Source organism: Shewanella oncorhynchi (assembly GCF_030848765.1).
Taxonomy (GTDB): Bacteria; Pseudomonadota; Gammaproteobacteria; order Enterobacterales; family Shewanellaceae; genus Shewanella; species Shewanella oncorhynchi.
Genome location: NZ_CP132914.1, coordinates 821,973 through 838,808, shown reverse-complemented (window position 1 = coordinate 838,808; position 16,836 = coordinate 821,973). Strand labels below are relative to the sequence as shown.

Below are 16,836 nucleotides of genomic sequence, written 5' to 3'. Positions count from 1 at the left end.
TCAGAAGGATTTGGTACCAGTGGCCAGACTCGAACTGGCACGCTTTTAAGGGCGGGGGATTTTGAATCCCCTGTGTCTACCGATTTCACCACACTGGCATATCAAATATGCACTTAGAAGCAATCAAAACAACTGGCTGTCTCTAAGTGCTGGGAATTATACCTTTGCTTATGACAATGGCAAGTCTTTTGCCGCGACTTTAATACAAATTGCATTTAACCGCTCAAAAATCATGCTCTTGAGGTTATTCTGCGCCATGTGATAATAAAAAAGCGGTATATTCTTTATCACTTTTTTGAATATGGTTTACCAACCAAGCTTTCAAGAAAGCCATTAATTCGTCGGCAACATCTTCACCTCTAACAACCCGCTTTTGAAAATCAAGTACTTGCCCAACTAACTTGCCGTGTTTTTCCTTGTGGCTGTCAGTTTGAGGGTAACCAAAACGCGCAAAGAGTTCCTCTTCATAGGCAAAGTGATTGGCGGTGTAATCCACTAATCCTTGCACGATACGTTTGATGGCTTCGAGTCCATACTCTTCATTTAATGTGCGGTGTAATTCATTGATCAATGAGACTAAGCGCTGATGTTGACGATTGATCTCAGGCATTCCTATGTCTAACTCAGGCCCCCATTTCACAAAGAGTTTATTTTGCGCCTGACTCGAATTAAAGAATGCCGCATTCACATGGAATCGATGCAGCAAGGAGCCGATTTCCTGCGACATGTTATACACTTTCAAACTCGATAAGTTAGTGTTGTTGGTGTGGGAGGCATTACTCAGGGCTAGCTCAGCCATCACACTGATATTTTTATTAATTTCCTCTGCTACTGTATGTTGTTGTCCCGATGCCGTGGCGATTTGGTGGGACATATCGGTAATGGTCTCCACCTGAGCGACAATCTGCCCGAGTGCACTGTGAGCTTGATCAACCATATCAGCCGTTTCGTCGGCAATCGCCACGTTTTTCAACATGACTTCAACACCATGTTGTGCGCCTTTTTGTAATGCGGCGATTTGCTGCTGGATCTCAACCGTGGCTTCGGATGTTCGTTTAGCGAGATTACGCACTTCATCGGCAACTACAGCAAAACCGCGGCCATGTTCACCCGCTCTCGCACTTTCAATGGCAGCATTTAAGGCGAGTAAATTGGTCTGTTCGGCCACCTGCGAAATGGTTTCAATAATGCTACTGATATTGTTGCTGTCGGCGGCCAAGTGCTCGATCACGGTTCGAGTATCATGGATCTGTTGCGACATAGCGCCAATTTTAGTGACTATGCCATTCATGATTTGATCGCCGCGCTTAGCAGAACTTTGGGCAATATCAGCTGCCTGCGCAGCACTCACCGCATTTTGCGATACGGCTTGTACACTTGAAACCATCTGTGTCATTGCACTGGCTGCCAGTTCAGTTTGATGCTCTTGCTCTAACACGCCTTGCTTTGCCTGTTCACTAATAACCTTGATATCCGAGGCGACTTTTTTCATCCCTTCACAGGTATCAGATAAAGACAAAATCGTACGGCTGACATCTTCGCCCATGCGATTAATGTTATGTACTACCTTAATGAACACACCCGCATCTTTCTCTTCCAATTGATAACTCAAATCTCCCTCGCCTAAGTGGTGTGCTGCACGCTCAAGTTGTCTCAAATTACGAATTAATTTATTGATGTTGAACATTAAAATGGCGGCGAGCACGCTTAAACACAAAATGGCAACAAAGTGCCCTGTGATCACCAAACAATAGAGGGGATAAATCAGCAACAATAGTGGCGCAAAGATAGAATTATATCCCATTGAATCCTTGTGACTTTTTTTAGAATCCATTTTTTACTCCTTTAAAAAACTGATATCGCGCCTTCATATAAAAACAAGAACGAATAAATGGAATAGCGCGTTAACTGAATATCGATCGAGTTGAATAGGTTAATCCTAGACGCTAACGGAAGAAGAAACAAAGCTAAATTATTTGAACTCGTCGCTGTTAAGCACATCCTTAAATTTGACCAAGATCACAGAGTTAACTAAGGGTTATGACTTTGTATTCCTATGTCGATTTTTTATTGATCGAGATCAGTATTTTAGCTATCGAATACCGCTAATTTAGCGAGGACTTCACAGGAAAGAGGATTTCAGTCATGGCATTTTGGTTAGATCTAATGTTTGGTAACCCCATAGGCTTACTTTCAATGATCGTTATCTTTAGCACAATAGGGATAGTGTCTTATATCACTTGGATGTTCATTGTGAAGTCGGCACCGAAACCATAGTTTTTGCTCCAGTTGTTCTTCATGTTTCTTGTATAAATGCAAAATCTAGGGGGTTTTATCACCCCCATTTTTTGTTGTCTCGCATGTTAAAAATGCTAACTAAACCATAGCTAGCACTCATCCGAGTGAGGTAGAACACGCCTATGCTGCGTGTTTTCTGTTTTGTACTAATCCATTCAAAAATTGCGGGCGCGCCTTAATCAACGACTGCATTTCTTCTTGGCTCGGCTCACCGGCAGGTAAACGCAGCACATCACGGTTGAGGTACATACGCGCTTTCATGGCAATCTTATAGTCAGCGGTCGGTCCCTGAATCGCATAATGGCGCTCGTTACCGAGCTTTTCTAAGATACAGGCATTCACTAGACTTTTTACAGCGGGTTCATTTTGCGGCAGAGTCAAAATCGTGGCGCCTTGAAGAAAGAATTCCCTCACTAAAGCTCGCTCAGCGGGATCAAGTAGATTCACTTTAGCTTCAATCGTCTCAATAACGCGCTTATCACTTAAATGACGGATAGACTCATCTAAGCCTAAGTTAATTAATTGACTCAAAAAATAAGCGATAGAAACGATTAGACCTAATCCAACAAACTGTGCATGTTCTGGCACAAATTTATCGAGCGCCAGCACTGCCAGCACATTAGGAGGAATAAGAAGTAAGACAGAACAACTCACCATAAGCCACAGCATGACTCTAAACATCATTTTCTTCGGGCTAAAAAACTTAACTGAATCCAGCTTGAGTTTAAACATAGTGCTATCCCAGTGACAAAAAATTGAACTTATCGGCTAATAAGCAAATTTAATGCCACAAATGAAGACATATTTCGTTGATTTTATCTGCGAGAAAATGCACTTTCTGGATCTGTAGGTCTATGCTTATAAGCATCTCAAGCCGCTATTGCATAAAGAAAATTTAAGATGCTGACATTCTTTAGCCAACTTATCAAAAGCCCCATAGGCAGGCACCTTACCCTGTCTATTGTACTTTTTAGTTCTGTTATCACCTTAATCACCACTGCGTATCAGTTGATCAGTGATTATCGCAATGATGTCGTGCGTATCGATAGAGTATTTTCCAACATGGAAAAGGTGAACTTAGATGTGCTCGCCGCCAGTATTTGGGTTATTGACGAGCGGCTCATTAACACTCAGCTCAATGGGCTAATTCAGCTGCCCGATATTAACTATATTTCGATTAAAGATGACAGCGGCCAAGCATGGAATGCAGGCGAGCAGAAACAAGAACACTCCTTAGATAAAACCTTTCCTTTAGTCTATAAATCACCGACTGAAAACATCAATGTCGGCACACTCGAAATACAAGTCGATGTCGATGCTATCTATCAACGCTTGTATGATAAGGCCATTATCATTCTGCTTTCTAATGCCATTAAAACCTTCTTAGTGGCTGGGTTTATTCTATTTTTAGTGTGGTTCAACATTACTAAACACTTAGATAAACTCAGCCAATACTGCAAAAATATCGACATAGACCATGAATATGAGCCACTACAATTTGACCGTCATGAAAAAATTGATGAATTCAAACAAGTCGCCGATTCCATCAATAGCATGCAAGTACAACTTAGAAGCTCATTTAGCGCCTTAAAGAATTCTAAGACGGAACTGCAAATAGCCTTAGAAGATAGAGAGCGGCTACTCAAGCTCGAACGTAGCTATAAAGAAGAGCTCGCAAGACAAGTCAAAGAAAGAACACTAGAGTTAGAACAATCCCTTAGCGCACTAAAACGAGCACAACAGGTTTTAGTTGAGCAAGAAAAAATGGCGGCCTTGGGTGGACTCGTGTCAGGGGTTGCACATGAGATAAACACCCCAATTGGCATTTGTTTGACGGCGGCGAGTGCGCAGCTCAGCCATATTGAAGAACTGATCGATCTGATCCACAGCGATCAAGCTACATTAGATGAGATAAATGAAATACTTAATGAGTACCAAGAAAGCTGTGAACTCATTGTCCGTAATATCACTAAAGCCAGTAGTTTAATTCAAAAATTTAAAACGATCGCCATCGATCGCAGTCATGAAGAACACCAATGCTGTAATCTAAACCAGCAGCTACATGAAATCCTAGAGTCGACATTAATTATGCATCCCAATGTTAACGCCTCAACGGAGATCAACGTGGAGCCTACACTCAATATCAAAACCAATATCAGTTTGTTAAATCAAATTGTTAGTAATATTCTCTCGAACGCCTTTACCCATGCATTCCAAGGACATGAAGACAATCTTATCCACATTAGTGCGACTTTGGATGAAGAATCAATTCAAATCAGCATTCAAAATAATGGCTTAGCCATTCCAGCCGATGTTGCTGAGCACATGTTCGAACCCTTCTTTACTACAAATCGTAATAAAGGTGGTACTGGCTTAGGATTATCAGCGGCCTTTAATGCCGCAACACTGTTGAAAGGCACTATGAGTTATAGCGCAGACTCAAAACTAGGCGGCCCGCAATTTGATATTAAATTTCCATACACTCAATGTGAACCAGTCAATAATCAACAAGATTTTTATATCTAGGTATAACCAATGAAAATACATAATATTGAAGGGGTATCACCGCCCTTGAAAGCGGTGATATCTTGACTGAATCTAGGTTAAGAGTTTAAACCGCCTCTTGAGCCTGCAGTGCCAATCGCGCTAACACGCGACTTGCCGCTACAAAACCAAATGTCCCAGTTACCATAGTCACAGCCCCAAAACCAGAAGCACAATCCATCCTCATGCTGCCATCAGCCGCCGCTTTAGTACCGCACACTGAGCCATCGGCTTGGGGATACACTAACTGCTCACTGGAAAAAACAGCATCGATAGCAAACCGGCGTTGCACGTTTTTAGAGAAGTTATACTCGCGGCGCAAAATATTACGCACTTTAGCTAGCAAAGGATCTTGGTAGGTTTTAGCGAGATCAGTTAACTGAATTTGCGTCGGATCTGTCTGTCCACCCGCACCGCCCACTGTCACTATCTTAATTTTTTGACGTTTACACCAAGCAATTAACGCAGCCTTCTGCTTAACGGCATCAATACAATCAATAACATAATCAATATTGCCACCCTCTTTAGCTCCAAGCAAATACTCGCCTAGATTATCCAATGTAATAAAATCTTCAATTTCATTCACTTGGCAATCAGGATTAATTTCACGGATCCGTTGTGCCATCACAGCAACTTTAGAACCGCCGATGGTGGAGCTAAGAGCATGTATTTGTCGGTTAGTATTAGTGACACAGATATCATCTAAATCCATCAAGCTTATCTGCCCTATGCCGCTCCGCGCTAAGGCTTCAGCCGCCCAAGTACCGACGCCACCAATGCCAATCACCATCACATGGGATGTGGCAAATTTAGCCAGAGCCTTTTGTCCATACAAACGGCCAATTCCGCCAAATCGATTTAGATAGGCCTCAGTCATAAATACTTACCTTATATTACCCAATAACAGCAGGAGCGCTTGCCCTAGCATCGAATGGATGCCAACAGGGGCAACTTAATAGCAACACCAGAAATGTGCCGTGGATTCTAAACGATATCGACATAAACCGAAATCAGATCCTCAGCCACCAAACACTAGATGCAAAGGGATACGAATACTAAATGAGTGTAATAAAAGCAAAGGCCCATCATTTACCACCGAGTCATTTGGTAATCGACTTAATAAAAACATGTATTTCACTTGTAAAACAATATGTTGAATAAGCCATCCTTTATATGAAACTTGATCAAGATCACACTTTATCATTTCAAGTCTGTGCAGACTTTGCCGCATAAAAGCTCAACAGCATGCATAGATACTGAAGTTATCAATGCATATAACAGCGATAAGCACAGGAAAATGAAGATGAAAAAGAATCTACTGACGACGGCTATTATTTCTAGCCTCACACTCTATTCATTCACAGCACTCGCCGATGGCCCTGAATTCTATGGTCATGCTGATCTTGCCATTACCAATTCAGACACAGGTTATGCAACTCAAAACCAAAAGGAGGGCACTGTTCTTGAAAACAACTTCTCTTGGTTAGGCGTAAAAGGTTCTGAAGCTGTAAGCCCTTACTTTGACATCATTTATCAAATGGAATTTGGTGTCGAAAACTTTGATAACTCAAATAAAACCTTCAATGCCCGTAATACATTCCTAGGTATCAGAAGTGCCGCAGGTACGGCTTTAGTGGGTCGTAACGATACCGTATTTAAAGCAGCTGAAGGAAGCTTCGATCTTTTCGGTAATACCAATGCTGATATCGACTTACTGGTTGCAGGCCAAACACGCTCCGCCGATGGCATTTCTTACTATTCACCTAAAATTGCCGATCTCGTGACGCTTAATGCCACTTATCTGATGAGTGATAACTATGACCAAGTGGATAGCAATGGCAACGACGTGTATAGCAAAGATCAAATGTATGCTCTGAGCGCCACCTTAGGGGATAAAGCCTTTAAAGCACAAAACTACTATGTCGCTGCCGCCTATAGTGATGGTATTGATAACGTTGAAGCCTATCGTGGTGTGGCCCAAGCTAAATTCGGTGACGTAATCTTAGGTGCCTTATATCAACACAGTGAGCATGTAGATGATAAGTTTGCCAATCTCTCAGGCGATACCTATTTTGTCAACGCAGCCTACTTAATTGGCGACTTAAAACTAAAGATGATGTACGGCAAAGATGACTCAGGTCTAGGCAAGTACGTGAGCCGTTATGTTGGTGACCAAGGCAACAGCGGTTTAGAACAAGTCAGCGATGTTGACCTACAACAGTTCAGTGTGGGAGCTGATTACCGCCTGAGCACTAAGACTATGGTCTATGGTCACTACACACGCTTCGATGGTGATCTTATGTTGGCCGATGTAAAGCAAGACCTGAATGACAACATCTTTACTGTCGGTTTACGCGTTGATTTTTAAATAGATTAATCAACTAACCCCAAGGTTATTTATTGATAAAAAAGCGGCTTCGGCCGCTTTTTCTGCTTAGATATCGCCCCCAAACACAAATCTATAACCAATATGACAGACTTGCTACAGCATTAGTATATGCTACAGTTACCCTCGCCGACGCACTATCTAAGGCAATCCGCCTTACCTACCACTTAAGTAGTAAGTGAAAAATAGAGTTTTACCCCTTTCAGGTAAATTTGCAGTCAAGATATAAGGAAAGATCCCAGAAATGGCCCGAATATAGGCAAGGAGAGCCAAAAACATGATCTGCGCCACAGCCTGCGAGTCGTAAAACTGTAAAAATCGGCGGCAACTTTGTTACCGACTCAGGTAGCAAATGCGTTAAACCACACAAAAACCATGAAAAATGGATAAGAACTTAGGTTCGAGGGAGCACAAAACATGAAAAAGACATTCATCTCTGCATCAGTTGCATCAGTATTGGCATTGGCTTCATTCGGTGCGCTAGCCGAAGGCCCAAGCTTCTATGGTCGTTTAGAGCTTGCTCTAACCCATACTGACACAGGTGCCACTCTACAATCAGGTACTAACGGCTTAGAAGCAAACTATGCCGATGAGAATAACGCAGGTACTTATTTAGAAAACAACTTCTCTCTATTAGGTGTTAAAGGTTCAGAAAAAATCGCTGATGGCTTTGACGTTATCTACCAAATGGAATTCCAAGTTGAAAACACTTCTGGTGCAGGTGATGTTTTCAAAGCACGTAACACTTTCTTAGGTTTAAAAACTAACGCTGGTACTGTGTTAGTGGGTCGTAATGACTCAGTATTCAAACAAGCCGAAGGTGCTGTGGATATTTTCGGTAACACTAACGCCGATATCGACCGTTTAGTCAGTGCCCAAACTCGTACTGCCGATGGTGCTTGGTACTATTCACCAAAAATTGCAGGCTTAGTGACATTAAACGCTAACTATCAATTTGATGATAACGACACTACAGCTAAGACTTCTGAAAGCCTATATGCATTAAGCGCAACTCTAGGTGACAGCAAGTTTAAAGAGCAGAATTACTATGCTGCAGTAGCCTATAACAAAGGCATCGCGGGTGTTGATGCATACCGTTTAGTTGGCCAAGCAAAATTCGGTCAATTCAAAGTTGGTGGTTTATTCCAAAACTCTGAAGATGTTGTGAACAATGACATCGAAGGTAACACTTACTTTGTTAACGTTTCTTATGATCTGAACGGTGTAAACCTGAAGGCTGAATACGGCATTGATGAAGCTGGTTTAGGTGGCGCTTACACTAAACTGGGCGGCGTAAAAGGTGCTGATGACATCAATTTCCAAAACTTCAACATTGGTGCTGATTATCGCTTAGCGAAATCAACTATGATCTATGGTCAATACGCTATGTACCGTGGTGATTTTACTGTTGCTAATGCTAAAACAGATCTACAAGATGACAACGTATTCTCTGTAGGCGTACGTTACGACTTCTAATCTCTTACCTAAGAGATAATAAAAACCTATTGTAGTAATACAGTAGGTTTTTTTATGGCTCAAATCTAATCCAAAAGCGCCAAAAATAAAAAACCACCTAAGCCAAACTAAGGTGGTTTTAGTTAACCCATTTAATTCTTTACAGCATTGAAACCATTACAAAGCATTAGATGCTCGCTAAAGCATCACCGCCGTCACCTAATTCAACGCTATCGACACGTTGTAATCCTCTAGGCAATTTTGCACCACGACGACCACGTTCACCTCGATAATGCTCAAGATCGCTTGGCTTCAGTGTGAGTTTGCGCTTACCTGCCCACAAGGTAACCGGCGTATCACTCGGCACTAATTGTAAATGCGTCATAAGTTCATCGCGATTCTTGGCCCTTTCGGTTGGTATGCCAATAATTTTATTACCTTTACCCTTGGATAATTGCGGTAACGCTTCTAGCGAAAACAGTAACATCCGCCCTTCGTTTGTAATCGCTAGCAGTGACATTTCTTTAGTGCGGTCGATCAACTTAGGCGTTAATGATTTAGCGTTTGTTGGTAGACTCAGCAAGGCTTTACCCGCCTTATTGCGCGACACCATATCGTTGTATGAACAAATAAAACCGTAACCCGCATCCGTTGCTAACAAGTAACATTGGTCTTCTTCACCCATCAACACATGCTGCATGGTTTCGCCAGGAGCCATATTGAAGCGAGTCGTAATAGGCTCACCTTGGCTACGGGCCGATGGCAGAGTATGGCTATCCGTCGCAAAAGCCCGCCCAGACGAATCAATAAACACTGCGGCCTGATTGCTACGTCCCATCGCGCTACATAGATATTGGTCGCCAGACTTATAGGAGAGCGACAAAGGATCGATATCGTGGCCCTTAGCACAACGCACCCAACCTTTTTCAGATAAGACAACAGTCACGGCTTCTGTCGGCGTTAACTCTTGTTCAGTTAATGCTTTGGACTCATTACGCAATACGATTGGCGAGCGACGATTATCGCCATAGGTTTCGGCATCTTGAATTAATTCTTTCTTGATCAACGTCTTCAAGCGACGCTCTGAGCCCAATAACTGCTCCAGTTTTTCGCGTTCGGCTTCAAGCTCATTTTGTTCGGCCGTGATCTTAAATTCTTCTAACTTAGCTAAATGCCGTAACTTTAACTCGAGGATCGATTCGGCTTGTTTATCACTGAGTGAAAAACGGGCCATCAACTCAGCTTTAGGATCATCGTGAAAACGAATAATCTCGATCACTTCATCAATGTTGAGGAAAGCGATCATTAGGGCTTCGAGTATATGTAACCGCGATACCACCTTGTCTAAACGATATTCTAAACGACGTTTAACCGTATCAACGCGGAACTCTAACCACTCAGTTAATAAGGTTTTCAACCCTTTAACTCGCGGACGCCCATCGAGACCCAGCACATTTAAGTTAACTCTAAAGCTCTTTTCTAAATCTGTGGTGGCAAACAAATGCGCCATCAGTTGATCGCAATCGACGCGATTGGAGCGAGGCACCACCACAAGACGCACTGGGTTTTCATGATCCGACTCATCGCGTAAGTCGGCCACCATAGGCAATTTCTTCGCCTGCATTTGACCGGCGATTTGCTCTAAGATTTTACCGCTACTGGCTTGATGCGGCAGCGCCGTGATGATGATTTCACCGCCATCGACAGTGTAAACCGCACGTGCTCTTAATGACCCACGGCCCGACTCATAAATTTTTGCAATATCGGCAGACGGGGTAATAATCTCGGCTTCAGTTGGATAATCAGGACCTGGTACAAAGGCCATCAATTGCTCGAGTTCAAGCTTAGGATCATCGAGCAATGCTACGCAGGCGGAGACTAATTCTCTCACGTTATGCGGCGGAATATCCGTCGCCATACCTACGGCAATACCAGTAATACCATTGAGTAAGATATGCGGTAAACGTGCAGGCAGTACTTTAGGTTCCTTCAAAGTACCGTCGAAGTTAGCACCCCACTCGACCGTACCTTGTCCCAGTTCACTGAGTAACACTTCAGAGAATTTAGAGAGACGTGCTTCGGTATAACGCATAGCCGCAAATGACTTAGGATCATCGGGGGCACCCCAGTTACCTTGGCCATCGACTAACGGGTAGCGATATGAAAATGGCTGCGCCATCAATACCATAGCCTCATAACAGGCACTATCGCCGTGAGGATGGTATTTACCTAATACGTCACCAACCGTACGAGCCGACTTTTTATGCTTAGATTGAGCCGATAAACCTAACTCACTCATCGCATAGATAATTCGACGCTGTACCGGTTTAAGTCCATCACCAATGTGTGGCAGGGCTCGGTCCATAATGACGTACATGGAATAGTTCAGATAAGCCTCTTCGGTAAAGCGCCGCAATGGCATTTGCTCTACCCCATCGAGACTTAACTTGATAGCGTCACTCATTTTCTTCTAGTTCCTGTGTTTCTTCAGTACTATCGCCCTTATAAAACAAGCGATACACGTTACCTTTTAAATCATCGGAGATGTACATAGCACCATCGGATGCCGATAACAGCGCAAAGGGTCGAGCAACGGGAAATTCACCGTCAAGGAAACTAACAACCGTTTCACGACTCACCACTTTTTGATCTTCAATCTTCAACATCACCACTTGATAGCCAACTTTACTCGAACGATTCCACGAGCCATTTTCGGCGACAAACAACTGATTATGGTAAATATCGGGAAATTGACTGCCGCGATAAAATGCAAGTCCCGTGGGTGCAACATGGGCTGGCAACTCATACATTGGCAGAGTGATTTTTAAATTTTTCGGTTTTTCATAGGCAGGTTCGACAACACTACTGGCATGTAAATAAGGGAAGCCATAATGACTCCCTATCACATCGATGCGGTTAATCTCATCGGGTGGCAAGTTGTCCCCCATCCAATCACGGCCTTGATCGGCAAACCATAATTTTTTGTCTATTGGCGACCAATCAAATCCACTTGCATCACGCACACCAGCCGCAATCTGCTCACTCGCGCCTGTATCAACATTGATCGCTATGATACTACTGTAAGGCACTGGCGCTTCACAGACGTTACAGGGCGCACCAATAGACACATATAAACGGCCATCTGGGCCAAAATTAATTGCCCGAGAACTTTTCTTCTCTGAGTAAGGCAAGTCACTGTAAATCTCTTTGGGTCGACTCGGGCGGCGCAATCTTTGCTCAATATCAACAAAGCGTACTATTTGATTTTCAGTGGCGACAAACAAGTCACCATTGTGGAATGCAATCGCATCGGGTGATTCAAGCCCTTTGGCTATCACATAGCGCTTATCGACACGACCATCTTGATTACTATCAACGAGAGCATGGATAGTGCCGCTCTTATTGGAACCGACAAATAAAGTGCCATTAGCCCCCATCGCCATCTGCTTAGCATCGCCAATATCCGAGGCATAAAGCGATAAACCAAACCCCTTAGCGACGGTAATCATGATCGATTGGGAACCCGCAAAGGCGCTATTGCAGAGCAATAACGTCACACTCGCTAAGAGCGTAAAACCGGCAGAAAACACCTTTAAGCAATTATAATTATTAGTTTTAATATACAACATTGTAATTTTCTTTATGCCTATGTTTTATTGTTATCGGCAATAGTGCACAACATTAAAGTAAAGCCATGTCACCCTTATCTTCAAGCCAGTTTTTACGGTCCGGCGAACGCTTCTTAGCGAGCAACATATCCATCAAAGCATCCGTTTCTTCGATGTCATCTATCGTCAACTGTACTAAACGACGGGTGTTTGGATCCATCGTTGTTTCACGAAGTTGTAAAGGATTCATCTCACCCAAACCTTTAAAGCGGGTGACTTGTACCTTACCCTTTTTATTCTCAGCGGCAATACGGTCTAAAATACCCGCTCTTTCTGCCTCATCTAAGGCGTAATACACCTCTTTGCCAATATCAATACGGAACAACGGCGGCATAGCAATATACACATGACCCTGCTCAACTAAGATACGGTAATGCTTCAAAAATAGCGCGCATAACAAGGTAGCAATGTGCAGTCCGTCTGAGTCGGCATCCGCAAGGATACAAATCTTGCCATAACGTAATTCAGAGATATCACTGCTATCGGGATCGCAACCAATCGCGACCGAAATATCATGAACTTCCTGTGAAGCTAATACCTGCGAAGCATCGACTTCCCAGGTATTCAAGATTTTGCCACGCAGCGGCATGATGGCTTGAAACTCACGATCGCGAGCTTGTTTAGCACTACCACCCGCAGAATCCCCTTCCACGAGGAATAACTCTCCGCGCATCGGATCTTGGCCACTACAGTCTGTTAGCTTACCCGGCAGTGCAGGTCCCGAAGTCACCTTTTTGCGGGCCACTTTTTTAGCGGCCTTTAAGCGGCTCTGGGCATTATTAATGCACATTTCGGCTAAGGATTCAGCTAACTCGGTATTTGAGTTCAACCAGAGTGAGAATGCGTCACGCACAACGCCAGACACAAAAGCAGCGCATTGGCGACTAGAAAGCTTTTCTTTTGTTTGACCAGCGAATTGCGGTTCTTGCATCTTCACCGACAATATAAACGCGGCGCGATCCCAAATGTCTTCGGGTGAAAGTTTAATACCACGGGGAATTAAATTTCTGAACTCACAGAACTCCCGCATAGATTCCAATAAACCTTGGCGGAAACCATTCACATGGGTACCACCGAGCGGAGTCGGAATTAAGTTAACATAACTCTCGCCAATAGATTCGCCGCCTTCAGGCAACCAAGTAATGGCCCAATCTGCGGCTTCTAGTTGGCCTTTAAAGCAACCCACAAACGGCTCTTCTGGCAATCTTAAATTGTCACCGATAGCCGCCTTTAAATAATCAGTTAGGCCGCTTTCATAGAACCATTCATGGACTTCATTTGTCTGTTTATTGGTGAATTTGATCCGTAAACCTGGGCACAGTACCGCTTTAGCACGAAGCAAATAAATCAGTTTTGAATTTGAGAAGTTAGCTGAATCAAAATAGCTCGCATCGGGCCAAAAATGCACTCGAGTCCCCGTATTACGACGACCACAGGTCCCTGTTGGGCGTAAATCTTCAACCTTAAAGCCATTTTCAAAAGCGATGTCATACACTTGGCCATCACGGCGAACCGTGACTTCGACACGGCGCGACAAAGCGTTAACCACCGAAATACCGACACCGTGTAAACCACCGGAGAACTGGTAGTTTTTATTCGAAAATTTACCGCCAGCATGCAATTTGGTCAGAATTAACTCAACCCCAGGAATGCCTTCTTCTGGGTGGATATCCACCGGCATACCACGGCCATCATCAGTGACTTCGAGGGAGTTATCTGTATGTAGAACAACTTCAATTTTTGTCGCGTGACCTGCCAATGCCTCATCGACACTGTTATCTATGACCTCTTGGCCCAAATGGTTAGGTCTGGAGGTGTCGGTATACATACCTGGACGGCGTTTAACAGGATCGAGTCCGTTGAGAACTTCAATGGCGTCAGAGGTGTATTGATTTGTCATAGGGCACGCTATAGGTTGTTATATCCGGCCATGTTGCGGCTCGGCATGTCAGTTTGTCAAGGTAAGTGTAAAAATTGGCTTACAGTTTGCAGATGCGACTCATAACCAACAAAGCTGTGATCACCACCCGCTTCAACTCGCAATTGACAGTGATGATACTTATTGACCGCTTCGCGATAATCCAGCACATCATCACCTGTCTGCAATAATACCAAAAAACGATCCGGATTGCGGATCACAGCCGTATTAAATTCAGCGACTTCAGACTTATGCTCAGGTAAGACAAGATAATGCTGTTCAGTGTAAGGATTGAATTGCGGCCCCATAAACTCATCGAATAACTCAAAGGGTTTTACCGCTGGATTAACTAACACCGCTTTGCCACCGTAGGTTTCGGCTAAATAGCTGGCGAAATACCCGCCTAAAGATGAGCCTATATAAGTTAATGGCTCGTTGGCATCAATCGCCGCCTCAACATAAGCGGTTAAGAGCACCATCGCAGCCTTAGGTGTATTGGGTAATTGGGGCTGATGGAAGACCACACTAGGATGATGCAGCGTCATGTACTTAGCCGTCATCACAGCTTTATCTGAAAATGGAGAACTATTAAAACCGTGAATATAAAGCAGCATATTTCCTCAGGCTGCGGCTATTCGCGTTAATAACCGCTAGAGTTGTTGTCGGGGGAAAAATGGTTACCCGGTACGCGATACACTTTAGTGTTGATGCTACCATCGGCTTTCAACTCCAGCAAACGATAACCCGGTTGAACGCCATCCAAGGCAAAATAAGGCGATAACGGCTTAAATTGAATACAAGTGGAAGGTGTCGCCATCAACTGCAACGTGCCATGGGGCCCATTATGATGGGTATCAATACATTGGTGCACATGTCCCCAGAGCAATCCTTTGACCTGCGGATACTTTGCCACTCGCGCGATAAACTCGGCGCCATTGTCCATGCAGTGCTGATCCAACCAAGTACAATTCACAACGATGGGATTGTGATGCATCACCAGTAAAGTATGGCATTCAGGATGTGCGGCAATGGCTTCATCAATTAATTCGAACTGAGTCTCGGCCATATTGCCGCCAGGCTTTCCCCGCACGGTTGAATCCAACATGAGGATTTGCCAGTTTCCCGCCAGAATACGCTGCTGCCCAAAAATCTGTTCACCCTGCATGTGCAGATACATGATCCGTGGATCGTCATGATTTCCAGGAAGATAATGGCAAGGTAAGCCAACGGGGGTGACTGCTTTCACAAATTGCTGATAGGACTCAGCCGAATAGTCTTGACTCAAATCGCCCGTGGCGAGCATCAAGTGAGCAGGATAGTCCACAGCTCTAATCGTATTTAATACGGCAGCAAAACTTTTGCTAGTATTAACTCCTAATAGCTGAGCTTCAGGATCGGCAAAAAGATGCGGATCTGTGACTTGCACGATACGCACGCTTTCCCCTTCAGCTATGGAGTAAGAGACAGCCTCTTTCAGCACATTGAATACCCAATTCTAAGACTGGCACACGACACTGTGTTGGTAACCAATCTTTAATAACTCTTCCAGGAATGCATTCACCTGGTACTTTTCATCACTTTGATACATGCGTACATTGGGATAATCATACACTGGGCGTAATTGGTAAATCTGTTGGCCAGTTAACACTTCTGCTAATTTAGCATCGTGATAAATTCTCACTAACACCTTGGGAGTATTGATAAACTCCTTGATTTCGATGGGACGAGATATCTCAACTAGCTGAGTATATTTGGTATTTTCTAAAATTCGCACTACTAATATACCAAACTCACCTTCGAGTCGCCATGACTCACCGATAGCTATCTCTAACGGTAACCATTTCAACATATAGCCATAATTACGCCCGCACAGTGCTAAAAAATCACTGACGTTGGGTTTATAGCGCCGTTTTAGACTCGAAGTAGCCAAATTCATCCCAATTTAAACCAGTTGCTGATAGTTTAATTGTAACCATTGTAATCCAATAACGGTCGACGCATTATCAATCTCGCCCGCAACCACTCGCTCATAAGCTTGCTCGCGGCTCATGACATGCAATCGAATATCTTCGTGCTCTTCAGCTAATCCATGCAATCCACGGGCGTCGTTTGAATCGACATCAGCCCAATAGAAATAGAAACGTTCTGTACTACCACCTGGGCTCGCTAAATAGCTATTTACACTGTGTATTTGCTTAGCCATTAAGCCAGTTTCTTCCATTAATTCTCGGTGTGCAACATCCAGAGGCGTTTCTGCGGGCGCAATCATACCCGCGACGAACTCAAGAAGCCAAGGAGATTTAGCGGTTGCTAATGCAGGAAAGCGTACCTGTTCGATGAGTACGACTTTATCTTGCTTGGCATCATAGGGCAGAACGACCACAGCATGACCCCGTTCAAACACTTCGCGAGTGACAGGCTTACTCCAACCACCAGCGAATAATTTATGCTTGAAAGTGTATTCGTCCATTGAGAAAAAACCTTGATAAAGGGATTTTTTTCCTAAGATCTCAATATCCGTTTGCGAAAAAACAGGGGGTTTCATACTCTATCCTTAAAAGTTAAAT

Annotated in this window: 14 protein-coding genes and 1 tRNA gene; 4 read left to right on the top strand and 11 right to left on the bottom strand. The window is 43.7% G+C overall.

The window, feature by feature from the left end; translation table 11 throughout:
* Window positions 1-11: 11 nt before the first annotated feature.
* Window positions 12-98 (bottom strand) — tRNA-Leu (locus RA178_RS03905).
* Between the two features lie 146 nt (window positions 99-244).
* Window positions 245-1,834, bottom strand: a complete 1,590-nt coding sequence (locus tag RA178_RS03900; RefSeq protein ID WP_131524106.1) for a bacteriohemerythrin — start codon at window positions 1,832-1,834, stop codon at window positions 245-247.
* Window positions 1,835-2,145: 311 nt separating this feature from the next.
* Here RA178_RS03900 and RA178_RS03895 point away from each other — a divergent pair, with 311 nt between their 5' ends.
* Window positions 2,146-2,277, top strand: a complete 132-nt coding sequence (locus RA178_RS03895; RefSeq protein ID WP_105251481.1) for a DUF3149 domain-containing protein — start codon at window positions 2,146-2,148, stop codon at window positions 2,275-2,277.
* Window positions 2,278-2,418: 141 nt separating this feature from the next.
* Here the strand turns inward: RA178_RS03895 and RA178_RS03890 are convergent, their stop codons facing one another.
* A complete protein-coding gene (locus tag RA178_RS03890; protein WP_105251480.1) occupies window positions 2,419-3,030 on the bottom strand; it encodes a superinfection exclusion B family protein in 612 nt (203 codons plus the stop codon).
* 168 nt (window positions 3,031-3,198) lie between these two features.
* Between RA178_RS03890 and RA178_RS03885 the strand changes: the two genes are divergently transcribed.
* On the top strand, window positions 3,199-4,824 hold the full coding sequence (locus tag RA178_RS03885) for a sensor histidine kinase (protein WP_173246850.1): 1,626 nt from the start codon (window positions 3,199-3,201) through the stop codon (window positions 4,822-4,824).
* 85 nt (window positions 4,825-4,909) lie between these two features.
* Here the strand turns inward: RA178_RS03885 and tcdA are convergent, their stop codons facing one another.
* Complete coding sequence (gene tcdA, locus RA178_RS03880) at window positions 4,910-5,719, bottom strand: tRNA cyclic N6-threonylcarbamoyladenosine(37) synthase TcdA (protein ID WP_173246853.1); 810 nt, start codon at window positions 5,717-5,719, stop codon at window positions 4,910-4,912.
* A 426-nt stretch (window positions 5,720-6,145) separates the two neighbouring features.
* Here tcdA and RA178_RS03875 point away from each other — a divergent pair, with 426 nt between their 5' ends.
* Entirely contained in the window at window positions 6,146-7,210 is a 1,065-nt protein-coding gene (locus RA178_RS03875; protein WP_173246856.1) for a porin, read from the top strand.
* 435 nt (window positions 7,211-7,645) lie between these two features.
* The gene (locus RA178_RS03870; RefSeq protein WP_105251476.1) at window positions 7,646-8,704 is read left to right on the top strand and encodes a porin; all 1,059 of its coding nucleotides are present in this window, start codon (window positions 7,646-7,648) and stop codon (window positions 8,702-8,704) included.
* A 166-nt stretch (window positions 8,705-8,870) separates the two neighbouring features.
* Here the strand turns inward: RA178_RS03870 and parC are convergent, their stop codons facing one another.
* The 7 genes from parC to nudF are packed head-to-tail and all read right to left on the bottom strand — an operon-like array spanning window position 8,871 to window position 16,814.
* On the bottom strand, window positions 8,871-11,147 hold the full coding sequence (parC, locus tag RA178_RS03865; protein ID WP_198573784.1) for a DNA topoisomerase IV subunit A: 2,277 nt from the start codon (window positions 11,145-11,147) through the stop codon (window positions 8,871-8,873).
* Complete coding sequence (locus RA178_RS03860; RefSeq protein WP_105251474.1) at window positions 11,140-12,312, bottom strand: PQQ-dependent sugar dehydrogenase; 1,173 nt, start codon at window positions 12,310-12,312, stop codon at window positions 11,140-11,142. Before RA178_RS03860 ends, parC begins: the two co-directional genes overlap by 8 nt.
* A gap of 52 nt (window positions 12,313-12,364) precedes the next feature.
* Window positions 12,365-14,251, bottom strand: a complete 1,887-nt coding sequence (parE, locus tag RA178_RS03855; protein ID WP_105251473.1) for a DNA topoisomerase IV subunit B — start codon at window positions 14,249-14,251, stop codon at window positions 12,365-12,367.
* 56 nt (window positions 14,252-14,307) lie between these two features.
* The gene (locus RA178_RS03850) at window positions 14,308-14,883 is read right to left on the bottom strand and encodes a YqiA/YcfP family alpha/beta fold hydrolase (protein WP_306684617.1); all 576 of its coding nucleotides are present in this window, start codon (window positions 14,881-14,883) and stop codon (window positions 14,308-14,310) included.
* A 26-nt stretch (window positions 14,884-14,909) separates the two neighbouring features.
* Window positions 14,910-15,749 (bottom strand): 3',5'-cyclic-AMP phosphodiesterase, encoded by an 840-nt coding sequence (gene cpdA / locus RA178_RS03845; RefSeq protein WP_105251471.1) that lies wholly within the window; start codon window positions 15,747-15,749, stop codon window positions 14,910-14,912.
* 15 nt (window positions 15,750-15,764) lie between these two features.
* Window positions 15,765-16,205: a DUF1249 domain-containing protein gene (locus tag RA178_RS03840; protein WP_105251470.1), complete on the bottom strand. Its 441-nt coding sequence runs from the start codon at window positions 16,203-16,205 to the stop codon at window positions 15,765-15,767.
* 6 nt (window positions 16,206-16,211) lie between these two features.
* Window positions 16,212-16,814 (bottom strand): ADP-ribose diphosphatase, encoded by a 603-nt coding sequence (nudF, locus tag RA178_RS03835; protein WP_306684615.1) that lies wholly within the window; start codon window positions 16,812-16,814, stop codon window positions 16,212-16,214.
* Window positions 16,815-16,836: the final 22 nt, after the last annotated feature.

What these genes read in the sequence shown, in the direction of transcription:
- RA178_RS03875 (WP_173246856.1), top strand. Translation starts at nt 6,146, where the DNA reads ATGAAAAAGAATCTACTGACGACGGCTATTATTTCTAGCCTCACACTC.
- parC (WP_198573784.1), bottom strand. Translation starts at nt 11,147, where the DNA reads ATGAGTGACGCTATCAAGTTAAGTCTCGATGGGGTAGAGCAAATGCCA.
- RA178_RS03860 (WP_105251474.1), bottom strand. Translation starts at nt 12,312, where the DNA reads ATGTTGTATATTAAAACTAATAATTATAATTGCTTAAAGGTGTTTTCT.
- RA178_RS03890 (WP_105251480.1), bottom strand. Translation starts at nt 3,030, where the DNA reads ATGTTTAAACTCAAGCTGGATTCAGTTAAGTTTTTTAGCCCGAAGAAA.
- nudF (WP_306684615.1), bottom strand. Translation starts at nt 16,814, where the DNA reads ATGAAACCCCCTGTTTTTTCGCAAACGGATATTGAGATCTTAGGAAAA.
- RA178_RS03885 (WP_173246850.1), top strand. Translation starts at nt 3,199, where the DNA reads ATGCTGACATTCTTTAGCCAACTTATCAAAAGCCCCATAGGCAGGCAC.
- parE (WP_105251473.1), bottom strand. Translation starts at nt 14,251, where the DNA reads ATGACAAATCAATACACCTCTGACGCCATTGAAGTTCTCAACGGACTC.
- tcdA (WP_173246853.1), bottom strand. Translation starts at nt 5,719, where the DNA reads ATGACTGAGGCCTATCTAAATCGATTTGGCGGAATTGGCCGTTTGTAT.
- RA178_RS03895 (WP_105251481.1), top strand. Translation starts at nt 2,146, where the DNA reads ATGGCATTTTGGTTAGATCTAATGTTTGGTAACCCCATAGGCTTACTT.
- RA178_RS03840 (WP_105251470.1), bottom strand. Translation starts at nt 16,205, where the DNA reads ATGAATTTGGCTACTTCGAGTCTAAAACGGCGCTATAAACCCAACGTC.
- RA178_RS03900 (WP_131524106.1), bottom strand. Translation starts at nt 1,834, where the DNA reads ATGGATTCTAAAAAAAGTCACAAGGATTCAATGGGATATAATTCTATC.
- RA178_RS03870 (WP_105251476.1), top strand. Translation starts at nt 7,646, where the DNA reads ATGAAAAAGACATTCATCTCTGCATCAGTTGCATCAGTATTGGCATTG.
- RA178_RS03850 (WP_306684617.1), bottom strand. Translation starts at nt 14,883, where the DNA reads ATGCTGCTTTATATTCACGGTTTTAATAGTTCTCCATTTTCAGATAAA.